The sequence below is a fragment of the Paenibacillus sp. MT86 genome (assembly GCF_058792535.1).
The window spans coordinates 6,181,208-6,196,827 of sequence record NZ_CM179499.1 but is presented as its reverse complement, the minus strand read 5'-3'; the positions used below and the strand labels follow the sequence as shown (position 1 = coordinate 6,196,827).

Below are 15,620 nucleotides of genomic sequence, written 5' to 3'. Positions count from 1 at the left end.
ACAACTCTATATGAGGGGGAGCAATGGATATGGAACGTTTTGACCGAATTCACTTGATCGTATTGGACTCCGTTGGCATCGGGGAAGCACCGGATGCGGCTGATTTTGATGACATCGGCTCCGACACGCTGGGGCATATCGCCCGCGAATGCGGCGGGCTGAACATGCCGAACATGGCAGCGCTCGGGCTGTCCAACATCCGGGAGATCGAGGGCGTCCCTGCAACGGATCAACCTCGGGCTTACTATACGAAGATGCAGGAAGCTTCGAATGGCAAAGATACCATGACAGGCCATTGGGAGATTATGGGCTTGTATATCGATACGCCATTTCGCGTATTCCCGGACGGGTTCCCGGACGAGCTGATTCAGCGCATCGAAGAGAAAACCGGACGCAAGGTTATCGGCAATAAGCCGGCCAGCGGAACGGAGATTATCGAAGAGCTTGGCGAAGAGCATGTAAAAACAGGGGCTTTGATCATCTATACCTCTGCCGATTCCGTGCTTCAAATCGCTGCGCATGAGGATGTGGTTCCTCTCAAGGAGCTGTACGAGATTTGCGAGTTCTGCCGCGAAATCACGCTGGAAGATCCGTATATGCTCGGCCGGATCATTGCCCGTCCTTTCATTGGCGAGGCGGGGAGCTTCAAGCGTACGGCGAATCGGCATGACTATGCCTTGAAGCCTTTCGGACGTACGACGATGAACGAGATGAAGGATGCCGGTCTTGACGTCATCGCCCTCGGTAAAATCTCCGATATTTACGACGGGGAAGGCATTACGAAGGCAGTCAGAACCGTATCGAACATGGACGGCATGGACAAAATGGTGCAAACCCTGGATGAATCCTTCAAGGGGCTGAGCTTCCTGAATCTCGTGGATTTCGATGCCGTGTACGGACACCGCCGCGACCCGAAAGGATACGGCCAAGCGCTGGAGGATTACGATCGGCGCCTGCCGGAGGTATTCGAGAAAATGACGGAGAACGATCTCCTGATCATCACGGCCGACCACGGGAATGATCCTACTTACAAGGGCACGGACCATACGCGAGAATACGTGCCGCTGCTTGTATATTCCCCTCGCTTCGCGGAAGGCAAGGAACTGCCGCTTCGCAAGACCTTTGCCGACATCGGCGCCACGGTTGCCGACAACTTCGGCGTGAAGCTGCCGGAGCACGGAACCAGCTTTTTGAGAGATTTGAAATAAATCGAACAAGTGGAGGAATGGGACATGAGTACACATATTGGAGCGAAACCGGGAGATATCGCGGAGTCGATTCTGCTGCCAGGCGACCCGCTGCGGGCTAAATTCATTGCCGAGACGTATTTGGAGGACGTAACCTGCTACAACGAAGTGCGGGGGATGCTTGGATTTACGGGAACCTATAAAGGAAAACGCATTTCCGTTCAGGGATCGGGCATGGGCGTGCCTTCCATCGGGATTTATGTCAATGAACTCATTCGGGAATATGGCGTCAAAAACCTGTTCCGCGTCGGAACCTGCGGCGCGATGCAGGAGCACGTCCGGGTGCGCGACGTCATTCTGGCCCAGGCGGCTTGCTCGGATTCCGGCATGAACCGTCACCACTTCAACGGTTATGATTTCTCCCCGATTGCCAGCTTCCCGCTGCTGCTCGGCGCGTATGAGCGTGGCAAGGAGAAAGGCCTGAAGATGCATGTCGGCAACGTGTTCACGTCCGATGTGTTCTACCGCGAGGACAAATCCGTGGTGGAGAAGCTGATGCAGCATGGCGTGCTCGGCGTGGAAATGGAGACGACGGCGCTCTACACGATCGCGGCACGATTCGGCGTGAATGCCCTGACGATCCTGACCGTTAGCGATCACTTGCTCACAGGGGAAGAGACTTCTTCCGAGGAGCGGCAAACGACGTTTAACGAGATGATGGAAGTCGCGCTGGATACGGCGATTTCATTGTAAGGAAACTGCCCTGAGCGCAGAAGGCGGAATTGTTTTGGAGAAGCGACCAGGTCGACTTTGCCCACGGATTCCAATAATAAGGAATTTGGGGGCAGCGGCGATCGGAAGGAAGAACAGTCCGTATTTGTAATGCTTCCCGTGGAAGGAATACAATCATCGCAAACAGTGAGGAGAATGTACGATGAGAATGGTTGATTTAATTGCGAAGAAACGCGACGGCAAGGAACTGACAACAGAAGAGATCAATTTCTTTATCGACGGATATACCAAGGGAGATATTCCCGACTATCAGGTGAGCGCCATGAACATGGCGATTTATTTCCAGGACATGTCCGACCGGGAACGGGCGGACTTGACGATGGCGATGGTAAACTCCGGCGAAACGATTGATCTGTCCGCAATTGAGGGAATCAAGGTCGATAAGCATTCCACCGGGGGCGTAGGCGACACGACGACGCTGGTGCTGGCTCCGCTCGTAGCGGCTCTGGATATTCCGGTAGCGAAGATGTCGGGACGAGGCCTCGGCCATACCGGAGGAACGATCGACAAGCTGGAATCCATCGAAGGCTTCCATGTGGAGATAAGCAAAGACGAATTTGTGAACCTTGTGAATCAACATAAAATCGCCGTCATCGGCCAAACTGGAAACCTCACGCCGGCAGACAAAAAACTGTACGCGCTCCGGGATGTGACGGCCACCGTCAATTCCATTCCGCTGATTGCAAGCTCGATCATGAGCAAGAAGATTGCCGCCGGTTCGGATGCGATTGTGCTGGACGTTAAAACCGGCGCAGGCGCGTTCATGAAAACGGTGGAGGATGCCAAGGAACTGGCACACGCCATGGTCAGCATCGGCAACAACGTCGGCCGCAAAACGATGGCGGTCATTTCCGATATGAGCCAACCGCTTGGGGCCGCGATCGGCAATTCGCTGGAAGTGCAGGAAGCGATCGATGCGCTTCGCGGCGAGGGCCCGAAGGATCTGGAAGAGCTGTGCCTGGCGCTGGGCAGACAGATGGTGTATCTGGCCCGGAAGGCCGACTCGCTTGAAGATGCCGAAGAGAAGCTAAAAGAGGTGATTCGCAACGGCAAGGCACTGGAGAAGTTCAAGGAATTCATCCAGAACCAGGGCGGAGATTCGTCCGTGGTGGATCATCCTGACCGTCTGCCGAAGGCACAGTATCTCATTGAGCTTCCCGCGCAGCAGGACGGTGTTGTCGCCGAGCTGGTAGCGGATGAGATCGGTACGGCGGCGATGCTGCTCGGGGCCGGCCGCGCGACGAAGGAATCTGAAATTGATTTGGCGGTAGGCCTGATGCTGAACAAGAAGGTCGGCGATGCCGTGAAGAAGGGGGATTCCCTTGTCACGATCCATGCCAACCGCGAGAACGTGGACGACGTGAAGCAGAAGCTGTATGAAAGCATTCGAATCGCTGATCATGCGGATGCCCCTGTATTGATTTATGACATCGTGACGGAATAAGGCGAATTTCGATCCGAAGCGAGCCATAACCTAAACGCTGGCGCTGTTTGGAATGAGTGCCTCGTACGCTGTCCGGAATGAGTACCTCGTACCCCGTGCGCTGCCTCTTCCCCCGTGCCTGCGCGATATGCAAACCTGCCCTCGAAAGTTATCTGAACGAGGGCAGGTTTTTTTGGCGGTCATCGTCATAAACGGGGGATGAACCCTCATAGGATGGTAATGGGGAAAACGTAAGGCATTTAACGGGAGAGGGAGATGCGTAGTCCGGCAAGAGCCATCCTGCCATTCAAGGAGGCTTTTGGCCATGACCATCGATCAGTTGATTGCTTTGCTGGCACTTATCGTTATGATCATTGGGCTTGCGGTGAAGAAGGAGTCTTAACCGATGAGTCCGAAAAGGGCTGCTGCTAAGTAGAATTTCTACGGATGCGGCGGTCTTTTTCTTTTTGATAGGTTGATAGGATTCGCTATAAGTCATATACTTAGATTGCAATGTTCTCCATTATTCATCATTCATTGGGAGGAAACCATGCTCTATTTTGCAGCGTTTGTCATATCCATGGTGCTGGTGTTGGTATTGATTCCGCCATTTCGCAAACTTGCGATCAAGATTGATTTTGTGGACAAGCCAAGGCCGGACAGCGAGCGGAAAATACACCGCGAGCCGATACCGCTGACGGCGGGAGTCGCCATATTCATCGGATTTTTCATCACTTATTTTGCGCTTACAGGTACCATCTCAAGGGAAGCGGTAGGTATCTTTATCGGTAGCGCGTTGATTCTTGGGATCGGCCTCGTGGACGATTGGTATAAGTCCCAGGGCAAGGAGCTGGCTTCGCTGCCGAAGCTCATTGTACAGGTCAGCGCAGCCGTCGTTGTATACAGCTACGGCATCGCGTTCGAAGGATTCAACAATCCGTTTACGGGTCACTATATTAACTTGCCGGAATGGCTGCAGCTGATCTTAACGATTCTGTGGATCTTCGGCGTTACGACGGTTATTAACTTCTCGGATGGCATCGACGGGCTGGCAGGAGGACTATCCGCCATATCCGGAGGTACGCTGTTTGTTGTCGCGATTACGATGGGCCGAGGCGAATCCGCCTTGCTCGCCGTCATACTCGTAGGAGCCGCGCTGGGATATTTAAGGTACAACAAGCCGCCGGCCAGAGTGTTCATGGGGGATGCCGGCGCTACCTTCCTCGGGTTCATCCTTGGGATTATTGCTCTGGACGGCGCGTTTAAGGGTGCGACCCTGGCGTCCTTGTTCGTTCCCATCTTTGCGCTGGGCGTGCCCATCTTCGATAATATCATCGTGGTCATCCGCAGAATGCTTCAATCCAAGCCGATCTATCAGGCCGATGCCTCCCAAGCCCATTATCGTTTGCTGGCAACGGGGCTCAACCAGAAGCAGACGCTGGTATTCCTGTGCCTGCTGAACCTCTGCTTCGGACTGGCTGCGATCATACTCGCCATGAACGGCGGCGCTTGAGGCGTATAAGCCTGGCATAAGCTTTCTTCAGTACGAAATTGAAGTCTCGTCTCCAGATCGATGTTGGTGGCGGGACTTTTTTTTAGAGATAAGAAAGTATAAACTTCGGAGGCTTACCATCCTTGTCTCGCAAGAAAAACTTCCGCTAAATGCGGTCTGTCTTCTGAGAAAGTACGTCGATAGACGTTTTTGTTATTACAATGGTAGAAGGATACGAACAGGAGGTCAGCGGGATGAATGACATGACAGGAAAGATCGTCATCGTAACAGGAGCCAACTCCGGCATGGGCCTGGCAACGACGTCGGAGCTGGCAAAAGGCGGAGCGCACGTGATTATGGCCTGCCGTAGTCGGGCCAGGGGCGAAGAGGCTCTTCGGCAGGCGCAGCAGGAGAGCGGCAGCTCGAACATCGAGCTGATGTCGCTGGATTTAGGGTCTTTTGACAGCATTAGGGCATTTGCTTCCGAATATAAGGCCAAATACGAGCAGCTTGACGTTCTGGTGAATAACGCCGGCGTGGTCACCATTCAGCGGGAACTGACGAAGGACGGATTCGAAGCGATGATCGGAGTCAACCATCTGGGGCATTTTTTGCTAACGAACGAGCTGCTGGAGCCCCTTCAGCATGCCAGGCAGGGGAGGGTCGTGAACGTTTCCTCCGGAGCGCACAAGGTGGGCAGCATCCACTTCGATGATCCGAATCTTGGGAAGGGCTTCAATGTGGCCAAGGGTTACGCGCAGTCCAAACTGGCTAACATTTTATTCACCAAAGAGCTGGCCCGCAGGCTGCAGCCGACAAGGATAACGGTTAATGCGCTTCATCCGGGCGCCGTCAGCACCAGCATCGGCGTGAACCGGGATACAGGCTTCGGCAAAGCCGTTCATAAGCTGCTTCGTCCCTTCTTCTTAACCCCGCTCGAAGGAGCCCGGACAGCGATTTACCTGGCATCAAGCCCAGAAGTGGAGCATGTGTCAGGGGAATACTACGTCAAATGCAAACCGGCCAAAACGACCGAGAAGGCAAGGGATCCGAAGCTGGCTGCGCGCCTGTGGGAATGGAGCGAACAACAGGTCGGCCGGGCATCGGACAAGGAGTGATGAACCCACGGTTGTTTATAAGAAGTCCAGGTTTCGCGAGGGGCTGAAGCCTAACGATCCGATGGGGCAGAACGGGCATCCATGAACGATGAAACCCGTCGGCCCATCAATAAGATGACGTCTATCCGTACATAAAGGTCCAAGGCTGGCAAACAAATAAACGGGATATCCTCCAGATCGACCGGACCTGGGATATCCCGTTTAACATTTCACGACGGGTGCCTTAGTTCGCACATAAGCACACGTTATGTTATTTCGTTGTTTTCATATCGATCGCGCTGCGCACAAACCCGCTGGTACCGTCAAGAAGCTTGGAGGCTTCCGCGGCACTGACGTTGGCAAGCAGCATTACGATCGCGGTTTTGACATGGGCGCCGGCTTCATGGTATGCCTTCTCCACGGCCTCCTCTGATGCTCCCGTTGCCAGGGTAATGATGCGCTTGGCGCGATGGACCAGCTTATTGTTCGACGGGTTGAGGTCAACCATCAGGTTTTTGTACACCTTGCCGATCCGAATCATGGCGGTGGTCGTCAGCATGTTCAGAATCAGCTTCTGAGAGGTGCCGGCCTTCATGCGCGTGGAGCCCATGATGACCTCGGGACCCACGACAGCCTCGATCACGAATTCGGCATACTGATGCATCGGCGATTCGTAATTGTTGCACAAACCGATAACAACGGCCCCTCTTTCCTTGGCGCGTCTCATGGCGCCAAGGACATACGGCGTGCGTCCGCTTGCAGCGATGCCAAGAACGACGTCCTTCTCGTTGATACCGTTTTCATTGATATCCTGCTCGCCGAGCTCTTCGCTATCCTCAGCGCCTTCGATGGCCTCTTTGACGGCCCTGAAGCCGCCGGCAATCAACCCCTGCACCATGGACGGGTCCGTTCCATAGGTAGGCGGGCACTCGGATGCGTCCAGAATCCCGATGCGACCGCTGGTCCCCGCACCGATGTAAAACAATCTGCCGCCCTTCTGGAAAGCATCGACAACGTGATCGGCCGCCCTGGCAATCAGAGGAATGAGTTCGCGAATCGCATCGGTGATCAGGCTATCTTCATTGTTGATGAGGATCATGATTTGTTCCGAGCTCAACTGATCAATGTTCTGGGTATTTTCGTGAGGCTGTTCGGTTGTCAATTGACTTAGAATATTCGTCATGAGACAGGTCTCCTTTTTTGCCTTGGAATATGGACGGGCACTGATGATGTGGAAGCTACAGCAAGTCAGAGACGCCGTCAGTAAATAGCTTGCAGGCCAACAGGGCCCCGCCCTGCGCGGGCGTTCGCTCACGGTTTCCTTCAGGGAAACGGAGCAGGGGGTAACGTGTAAGCATAAGGCTGGTGTACGTCTCCCGGAACCATCGTGAATGCTTGAAAATCGAGCCGATTCCCACAAGCTCGCTCTCGGCGAATTCGGCGTTCTGTCGAATGAGCGCGCAAGTGGTATCGGCCAGCTCTTCGGCCTGCTGCCTGATAATGCGTAGTGCCGTTTCATCGCCGGCGTCGGCTGCCTCGATGCAGCAGCGGGCGAAAGAGGCGATATCCTGTTTCGTTATAGCGGGCTGATAAATGTAAGATTTGAGGTCGGTAATATGCCGGATCGGGTAGGCTGCAACGATCAGGCTGCTCATGAGGGTGGGGGGCGTTATGCCTTCATGGCTCTTGATCACGGATTTCAGAGTCTGAAGTCCGATCTGATAACCGCTGCCTTCATCTCCGAGAAGATGTCCCCAACCACCGACGCGGTAGATGTCTCCCGATTGGGTGATGCCGTAGGTATTGGAGCCTGTTCCTGAGATTGCGAGTATTCCATGCTGACGCCCCAGTACCGCCATCAATGAAATTTCGGCTTCCGAACGCATGTAAATACGCAGCGAGAGCTGCCGCTGCCGGAAGTAGGAACGCAGGTGAGATTGTACACGCTGTCGTTCCTCTACCGAACTTATACCTGACATACCAAGGCATATTGATGTTAATAAAAACGACTTATTAAAAAGAGGGGCCATGAGCTCATCCAACACGGTTCGGAGTTCCTCCATCGCTTTATCGAATGTTACAATGTAAGGATTGGTGGAACCTCCGGTAAAACGGGACAACACTTCTCCAGCGCTATTGATAGCGGTTGCTTCGGTCTTTGTACCGCCGCCATCGACACCGATAAAAATTTCCATATTGAACCACTTCGCTTTCTATATCCAGTATAGGAGAAAAACCAGGTGTTGTAAAATAAAATTTTAAATCATGAATTATGTATTGAAATATAATTTCATACAATTTATAATAAACTCAATCCACTGATAGTGAAAGCGATACCAGTCATGCTTTCATTCAAGATGTGTAAAGTAATATTACATAGTAGTGACCATCAGAGGATGATTTGAAAAGGGGGGCAAGAAATGAACGGCGGATTGGTTCGATTGCGCGAGGTGTATGATTCATTAAATCCGTCCGAGCGCAAGGTTGCAGCCTTCATTTTGCAGGAGCCGGCAGAGATGATACAAATGTCGGTGGCGGATCTTGCTGTCCGAAGCGGCTCCAGTCAGGCAGCCATTGTGCGCCTGTGCAAAACGATGGGATTCAAAGGCTATCAGGATCTGAAGCTGAAGGTAGCCGGAGACTTGCAGGAGCCATTAGCCACCGGATATCAGGATATCCGGCCCAATGACAGCATTTCTGCAATTATACAGAACGTCTCGAACAATAACATTCAATCGATTCGGGATACGATGAAGATTATGGAGGAAGGGATGGTGGAAGAGGCCGTTCTGGCCCTCGATCAGTCGAAGCGCATTTTCATGTTTGGGGTAGGGGCTTCCAATCTGATCGGGATGGATGCCCAGCAGAAATTTTTGCGGATCAATAAGGTATGCATATCTTTTCCGGACCCTCATGTTCAGCTCACCTCGGCGGTGCTGCTGACTCCGGAAGATGCGGCCGTATGCATTTCCTATTCCGGTGAAACGGACGAGGTGATCCGCGCAGCAGCCATTGCCAAGGAGAAGGGGTGCAAGACGATAGGCATTACCAAATACGGAGATTCTACCTTGAGCCGATCGGTCGACATACCTTTGTACACCTCCTCGACGGAGAACGAGATTCGCAGTGGCGCGATGTCCTCTCGTATTACGCAGCTTAATCTTATCGATATTTTATATCTTGGCGTCGCCAGCCGGAATTACGAGAATTCAGTGAAATACCTGGATGAAAGCCGGCGAGCGATCAAGCGTTTGTAGTTCATAGCGAAACCACAAATATATAAATGATAAGGGGAGTAGTACATGAAGAAAAAAGGTTGGCTTACATTGTTGGCTTCTTTGATGCTCGTGTTTACCGCGGCTTGCGGCGGTTCCGGCGGAGCGAAGGCACCGGAAGGCGGAAGCGGAACGGCTTCGGAAGGAAACGGCGAAGCTGCGCCGAAGCAGGACACGGTTGTTGTCTGGACTTATCCGGTACATGGTAAATACGAAGATGAATTGAAAGAGCATGTGGCGGATTTGAAGGAGAAATATCCGCATATTACCGTACAAACCGAAGTGCTCTCCTGGGCTGAAGGCCCGAAGAAGTTCGACGTCGCCTTGAATGCCGGCAACCCGCCTGACCTATACTTCCACGCGGTGGATGGAGCTTATGTGGATACGGGCCTGGCACTGGAACTGACCCCTTATATTACGGATGAAATCAAGAACGACTATCTGCCGGGAACGCTTGAGCTGGGTCAAATCCAGGGCAAGCAGTATGGTCTCCCGCTGTACCAATCCCTCTGGGCTTGGGGCGGCAACAAGAAGATTCTCGAAGAAGCAGGCATCGACTGGAAGGCTATTCAAGAGAACGGCTGGACTTGGACCGAGTTCAAGGCTGCTGCCGAGAAGCTGACCAAGAAACTTCCGAACGGCAATACGCAGTATGCGCTGGTGACGGACGGTACTTCCCTGGACTTCATGGAAATGCTGACGCGCAGCAACGGCATGCCTGACGTTCTGAACGACAAGGGAGAGTTCCAATGGAATGACGAGCGGATCCTGGATACGATGACGTTCGTGTCCGATCTGATGAAAGCCGGACATCTGCCTGCAGAGACTGCCGCGATTACGCCGGCGAAACGGATGGACCTGTTCTATGCCGAGGAAGCCGCGATCGTGTCCAAGGCGATCCCTTACTATGACGTGATGCTGCAGAACCGCGCGAAGGATATTGACAGCGGTACGGTCCAAGGCGCGAAAATCGACTTCGTCCTGCTGCCGGTTCCGCATAATGACGGGGCTGAGCGCAAGACCTCCATGTTTGGCGAAGGCTACGTAGCGTTCAAACAGAAGAAGGATAAGGGCGAAGAGCATGCAAAGAACACGTTCCTCATCATGGAAGGACTGAGCGGCGCGAAAGCAGGTAATTCCGCGAATGAACTGGTGCTGCCTTTCGTTCGTAAATCCCAAGCGGAGTTTTATGAAGGCAAAGGGCTCGGTACGGAATCTACCATTAAAGCAGCGGAAATTTTCGCGAACTTCAAGGAAATTCCGGTGACTTTGAATCTCGATGCGGATGCTTCGGGCAACCAGAAGAAATTCAAGGAGCAAGTGGTGAAGCCGAACATTCAAGCGCTGTTCTCTGGCGAGAAGACGCCGGAGCAGATCGCACAAGACTTCAAGGACAAAGGCAAACAAATTTTAGGACAGTAATTGAAGTTATAAGGGGGTGTCCCGTTGTCCTTAGCAGGAACGATCGGGGCACTCCCTTTTTAAACCAATCGCTCCAGGCTCTATAAGGCTTCATGAAAATACTTCACCTGTGCGCAAAGGAGGAAATCACATGCAGACTGCCCCGGCGCAAGCCCGGCCATCACGTCCCCCCATGAAGGGGTACATACGAGAATATGGATGGGCGTATTTATTCATTCTGGCTCCCGTACTGTTGTTTTTGATATTCACGCTCTACCCTGTCGCCTCCGCTTTTCTGATGAGTTTTCAGGAATACAGCGTGATGGGCTCCGAATGGATTGGAGCAGACAACTACACACGGATGGTACAGGATGAAGTGTTCTGGAAATCCATGAGGAATACGGTCATCTTCACGATCGGTACCGTTCCGGTTAACATTGTCATTACGTATGCATTATCCTTTTTTATTTTTCAGATGAAAAATAAATGGCAGACCTTCTTCAAGGCTACGATGTATTTGCCGGCCGTTGCCTCCGGGGTCACCATTTCGGTGGTATGGCTCGCGATCTACGATCCGACCCAAGCCGGGCTGCTGAACCGTTTCATCGGTTTGTTCGGATTCGATCCGGTCATATGGCTCGGCAAATCGAACACGGCGCTCTTTTCGCTCATTCTGATGAACTGGCTCGGTTCGCATGGCGCGGGCATTATTCTCTATTTGGCCGCCATGGGCGGGATTCCGAAATCGCTCTATGAAGCTGCGGACATCGACCATGCCAGCGGTTGGTCCAAATTCTGGCGCATTACGTGGCCGCTGATGAAACCAACCACCCTGTATCTGCTGGTGACGGGCGTCATTACGTCTTTCCAGGTGTTCATCTCGGTGTACCTGATGACGCAGGGCGGACCGAACTTCGCGACGACAACCATCGCCTATCTGATTTACAGCACGGCGTTCAATTTCTATGAATTCGGACTTGCGGCGGCGCAATCTTTTGTCCTGGCTGCCTTGATTATTGTCATTTCCATCATTCAATTCAAATACTTCTCGTCCGACGTGGAGTACTAAGGCCTATTTTTGAAGCTAAGGGGGTGCACCTATGAAATCAAGATCAAAAGTGATCATGCTGATTGTGGCCTCGGTCATCCTGGTGGTATGGAGCGTTCTGACGATCATTCCGATGTACTGGATGCTGATCGGCTCTGTGCAGGACACCAAGTCAGCGGCATCGTTTATCCCGAAAATGATACCGGAGGTATTCTCCGTAGCCCCGTACGAGCGTTTTTTTGGCAAAACCGACGTCATGAGGTGGCTCTTTAACTCCTTATTGATCTCATCCATCCTAACGGTGACCAACGTATTCCTGGCTTCGCTCGCAGGGTATGCTTTTGCGAAGCTGAAGTTTCCGGGGAACAAAGCGGTATTCTGGATTTTGCTCAGCACGATGATGATCCCGGCGCAGGTGACGCTGATTCCGCTTTACATTTTGATGATCGACGTATTTGATCTCGGGAATACATACACGGCGATTCTTCTTCCCGGAATCGTAAGCGTGGGCAACATTTTCTTGATGAAGCAGTACATGTCATCGCTGCCTACCTCTTTGATACATGCGGCGCGCATCGACGCTTGCGGCGAATTCGGCATCTTCTGGAAGGTCATTCTTCCGATGGCGAAGCCGGGTCTTGCCGTGCTTGCGATATTCACGTTCGTTGCATCATGGAATGATTTCTTCTGGCCCTTCCTCGTGACCAACTCGACGGAAATGAGGACGATTCAGGTCGGTCTTGCTTCCTTTGTCTATGCGGACACGACCGATTTCGGCGCACTTATGGCTGGAGCAACCGTCGCGGCACTGCCGATGATGATCCTGTTCTTCTCGCTTCAGCGCTATTTCCTGCAAGGCATCACCATTGGAGCCGTTAAAGGCTAGAAGGAGGCAAAGTTATGGCACGCGTAGAATTCCGAAATATACGAAAAGAATTTGTAGACGACAACAAAGGGACGTTTACCGCTGTAGCGGGGTCGGACTTTGTGATCAATGATAAAGAGTTCGTGGTATTCGTCGGTCCGTCCGGCTGCGGCAAAACCACCTCGCTGCGCATGATTGCGGGGCTTGAACGTCAAACGTCCGGCGACATCATCATCGGCGACCGGGTGGTCAACAATCTGCATCCGAAAGACCGCGACATCGCCATGGTGTTCCAGGATTATGCGCTGTATCCGCATATGACGATCCGCGAGAACCTCTCCTTCGGTTTGAAGAACCTGAAGAAGCCCAAGGCTTACATCGAGCAAAAGGTATCGCAGGCAGCCTCCATACTCGGCCTGGAGTCGATGATCGACCGGAAGCCGCGCGAGCTGTCCGGCGGACAGCGTCAGCGTGTTGCGGTAGGGCGGGCGATCGTGCGCGACCCGCAGGTGTTCCTGTTTGACGAGCCGCTGTCGAACCTGGATGCGAAGCTTCGCGTGCAAATGCGGGTAGAGCTGTCCGAGCTGCACAAGCGCCTGGAAGCTACCATCGTATACGTCACGCATGATCAGGTTGAAGCGATGACCCTCGGTGAGCGTATCGTTGTAATGAATAACGGCATTATCCAGCAGATCGCCTCACCGACCGAGCTGTATGCGAATCCGCAGAATATGTTCGTAGCCGGCTTTATCGGATCCCCGCCAATGAACTTCATCGACGTGCAGAAGGAAGGAAATGTTCTCCGGATGGAAGGCGGGACATTCACCATTCCGGATTCGATGGCAGGTGCCCTAAGCAAATACGACAACAGGCATCTGATTCTGGGGATTCGCCCCGAGCATATTACCGGCGAGGATATGCCAGGCACAACCAATCTGAATTACAAGTATTCCACGAAGGTTCAGGTCGTTGAACATCTCGGCTCGGAGAATCTGGTGTACTTCCGCGTAGGCAACCGGACCGTGACCGCGAAGGTTCATCCGGAAACGACGGGTTATCCGGGCATGGACAAAACCTTCATTTTCAATTTCGATAAAGTGCATTTCTTCGATCCTGAGACGGAGCAGCGTATCGATTGGTAAACAACGACGAAGAGGAGAGGAAAGCTATGCGCAAGCTGAATGATGTGTTGAAGAAGACCGGGGTTGAGATTTACCGTGAGATTACGGCGGTGGCCTTATACAGCATGATTACCTCGCTGGTGCTCGTGACGGTGGTCATGTTCGTGCCGCTGATGGTAGCGCTGCTGCTGCTGCCGGTCCTGTACATGCCGCTCTTCTATGGGGTTTGCTATGCGTATCACCGCAAGACGGAGAGAGGAAAGTCGAGGCTTAAAGATGTGTTCCAAGGCGCGATCAAGGGACTCGGACCTGCCGTAGTCATGGGCTTCTTCTTCGTGGTGATGGCGCTGATTTTGTGGTCCACCTGGTGGTATTACGGGGGCAAAGAGGGAATCGGTTATCTTGCGATCGGCGTGTTCCAAACCTATTTTGTCATCATGGCGCTCATCTCCCAATTCTACACCTTTCAGCTTGTCCTTCAGGAAGGGATGGGGATCTTCAAGGCCATGGCGCACAGCGTCAAGCTGTTCTTGAAGTTTCCGGCCTATACGCTGGGCGCGTGCTTCCAAGCCTTCTGCGTCGCCATTCCGCTGCTCGTCACAGTTGTTGGCTTTGGATTCTTATTTAACGGCATGTGGGCCATATACCAGCATAAGGTTACGTATAATGTACTGAATCCGGAAGAGGCCAAGCCGGCGGAAGACGGTGTGGTAGCCTCCGAAGCGAGAGGTGTGAGCATATGATAAAAGTCAATGTGCGAAGCGGCATTGATGTGCTGTCGGGCATCAAGCACGAGAAAATCACGGGTCGTCGCCTTGGCGTCATTACGAATCCGACGGGGCTCACGTCGGATTTTCGTTCATCTATCGAGGTGGTTGCAGGCTTGCCAGAGTCGGAACTGACGGCTTTGTTCGCCTGTGAGCACGGACTGCGCGGCCAGCTGCAGGCAGGCAAGCACGTGGATGACGAAGTGGATCCGGTATTCGGCGTGCCGGTGTACAGTCTGTACGGTTCGCGGCGCAAGCCGGATGCTGACATGCTGAAGAACGTGGACACGGTCATCTTCGACATTCAAGATCTTGGCGTGCGCTTTTATACGTATATGACGACGCTGCTGTATGTTATGGAGGCATGCGCCGAACATGGCAAGAGCCTGCTTGTCCTGGATCGACCGAATCCGCTGGGCGGCGAGCGCTGCGAAGGAGGTTTCCTTAAGCCGGGATATGAATCCATGGTGGGCGGATGGCACATTCCGATTAACACCGGGATGACCATCGGCGAATTCGCGCGCATGGCCAATGACATGCGGGGAACCGGCTGCGATCTGGATGTCATTGGGCTGGAAGGCTGGACGCGCGGCATGGAATATACCGACACGGGCTTGCCGTGGGTGTTGCCTTCGCCGAACATTCCCACGATGGATACGGTGCGGCTGTACAGCGGGACCTGTTTCTTCGAAGGGACCAATCTTTCGGAAGGTCGGGGGACGACCCGGCCGTTTGAATGGATCGGCGCTCCATGGGTCAACGGGGAGGAGCTGGCCCAGGCGTTCAACGCATACGGACTGCCCGGCGTCCATGCCCATTCCATGTATATGACCCCTACCTTCTCGAAGCATCAGGGCGAAGGCTGCGGCGGGGTCATGCTGTTTGTGACCCATCCGGCAGAAGTAGAGGCTGTGCGCACAGGGCTTGTGCTGCTGCATCTTGTCAGCCGGATGTACCCGGATCAGTTCCAGTGGCTTAGCCCGCCGGAAGGACGAAGCCGGTACTTCATTGATTTGCTGACGGGAAGCGAGGATGTCCGCCGGCACATCCACGAAGAAGCCGGACTCCAGCGTCTGGTTGCGGAGTGGGGCAAGGACGCGGAGCAGTGGAGAACGATGCGGGCTCCGTATCTGCTGTACGGGGAGGCGTAAA

Annotated in this window: 14 protein-coding genes; 12 read left to right on the top strand and 2 right to left on the bottom strand. The window is 53.3% G+C overall.

The window, feature by feature from the left end; all coding sequences use genetic code 11:
• Positions 1 to 29: 29 nt before the first annotated feature.
• The 5 genes from deoB to AC3RCL_RS28240 all read left to right on the top strand — a co-directional run bounded on the left by deoB (position 30) and on the right by AC3RCL_RS28240 (position 6,012).
• Positions 30 to 1,208 carry a phosphopentomutase gene (deoB, locus tag AC3RCL_RS28260; protein ID WP_492533272.1) on the top strand — a complete coding sequence of 393 codons (1,179 nt, stop codon included), beginning with the start codon at positions 30 to 32 and terminating at the stop codon, positions 1,206 to 1,208.
• 24 nt (positions 1,209 to 1,232) lie between these two features.
• The gene (gene deoD, locus AC3RCL_RS28255; RefSeq protein ID WP_009589537.1) at positions 1,233 to 1,940 is read left to right on the top strand and encodes a purine-nucleoside phosphorylase; all 708 of its coding nucleotides are present in this window, start codon (positions 1,233 to 1,235) and stop codon (positions 1,938 to 1,940) included.
• Between the two features lie 181 nt (positions 1,941 to 2,121).
• Positions 2,122 to 3,423 carry a pyrimidine-nucleoside phosphorylase gene (locus AC3RCL_RS28250; protein ID WP_492533270.1) on the top strand — a complete coding sequence of 434 codons (1,302 nt, stop codon included), beginning with the start codon at positions 2,122 to 2,124 and terminating at the stop codon, positions 3,421 to 3,423.
• A gap of 529 nt (positions 3,424 to 3,952) precedes the next feature.
• Positions 3,953 to 4,915, top strand: coding sequence for an MraY family glycosyltransferase (locus tag AC3RCL_RS28245; RefSeq protein WP_015737556.1), 963 nt, complete (start codon positions 3,953 to 3,955; stop codon positions 4,913 to 4,915).
• 233 nt (positions 4,916 to 5,148) lie between these two features.
• Positions 5,149 to 6,012 (top strand): SDR family oxidoreductase, encoded by an 864-nt coding sequence (locus AC3RCL_RS28240; protein WP_492533267.1) that lies wholly within the window; start codon positions 5,149 to 5,151, stop codon positions 6,010 to 6,012.
• Between the two features lie 250 nt (positions 6,013 to 6,262).
• On the opposite strand, the gene murQ is transcribed toward AC3RCL_RS28240, so the two are convergent.
• Both murQ and AC3RCL_RS28230 read right to left on the bottom strand, forming a co-directional pair.
• Positions 6,263 to 7,174, bottom strand: a complete 912-nt coding sequence (gene murQ, locus AC3RCL_RS28235; protein WP_213580936.1) for an N-acetylmuramic acid 6-phosphate etherase — start codon at positions 7,172 to 7,174, stop codon at positions 6,263 to 6,265.
• 55 nt (positions 7,175 to 7,229) lie between these two features.
• Positions 7,230 to 8,186, bottom strand: a complete 957-nt coding sequence (locus tag AC3RCL_RS28230; protein WP_277747093.1) for a BadF/BadG/BcrA/BcrD ATPase family protein — start codon at positions 8,184 to 8,186, stop codon at positions 7,230 to 7,232.
• Positions 8,187 to 8,411: 225 nt separating this feature from the next.
• Between AC3RCL_RS28230 and AC3RCL_RS28225 the strand changes: the two genes are divergently transcribed.
• The 7 genes from AC3RCL_RS28225 to AC3RCL_RS28195 all read left to right on the top strand — a co-directional run bounded on the left by AC3RCL_RS28225 (position 8,412) and on the right by AC3RCL_RS28195 (position 15,619).
• Entirely contained in the window at positions 8,412 to 9,248 is an 837-nt protein-coding gene (locus AC3RCL_RS28225) for a MurR/RpiR family transcriptional regulator (RefSeq protein ID WP_036663781.1), read from the top strand.
• A 45-nt stretch (positions 9,249 to 9,293) separates the two neighbouring features.
• Positions 9,294 to 10,688 carry an ABC transporter substrate-binding protein gene (locus AC3RCL_RS28220; RefSeq protein WP_009590111.1) on the top strand — a complete coding sequence of 465 codons (1,395 nt, stop codon included), beginning with the start codon at positions 9,294 to 9,296 and terminating at the stop codon, positions 10,686 to 10,688.
• Between the two features lie 130 nt (positions 10,689 to 10,818).
• Positions 10,819 to 11,736, top strand: a complete 918-nt coding sequence (locus tag AC3RCL_RS28215; protein ID WP_009590108.1) for a carbohydrate ABC transporter permease — start codon at positions 10,819 to 10,821, stop codon at positions 11,734 to 11,736.
• A gap of 31 nt (positions 11,737 to 11,767) precedes the next feature.
• On the top strand, positions 11,768 to 12,601 hold the full coding sequence (locus tag AC3RCL_RS28210; protein WP_009590118.1) for a carbohydrate ABC transporter permease: 834 nt from the start codon (positions 11,768 to 11,770) through the stop codon (positions 12,599 to 12,601).
• A gap of 14 nt (positions 12,602 to 12,615) precedes the next feature.
• Positions 12,616 to 13,722: an ABC transporter ATP-binding protein gene (locus AC3RCL_RS28205; RefSeq protein ID WP_009590136.1), complete on the top strand. Its 1,107-nt coding sequence runs from the start codon at positions 12,616 to 12,618 to the stop codon at positions 13,720 to 13,722.
• 26 nt (positions 13,723 to 13,748) lie between these two features.
• Positions 13,749 to 14,444: a hypothetical protein gene (locus AC3RCL_RS28200; RefSeq protein WP_036663782.1), complete on the top strand. Its 696-nt coding sequence runs from the start codon at positions 13,749 to 13,751 to the stop codon at positions 14,442 to 14,444.
• Entirely contained in the window at positions 14,441 to 15,619 is a 1,179-nt protein-coding gene (locus tag AC3RCL_RS28195) for a DUF1343 domain-containing protein (RefSeq protein ID WP_036663784.1), read from the top strand. Before AC3RCL_RS28200 ends, AC3RCL_RS28195 begins: the two co-directional genes overlap by 4 nt.
• The last annotated feature ends 1 nt before the right edge of the window (position 15,620 follow it).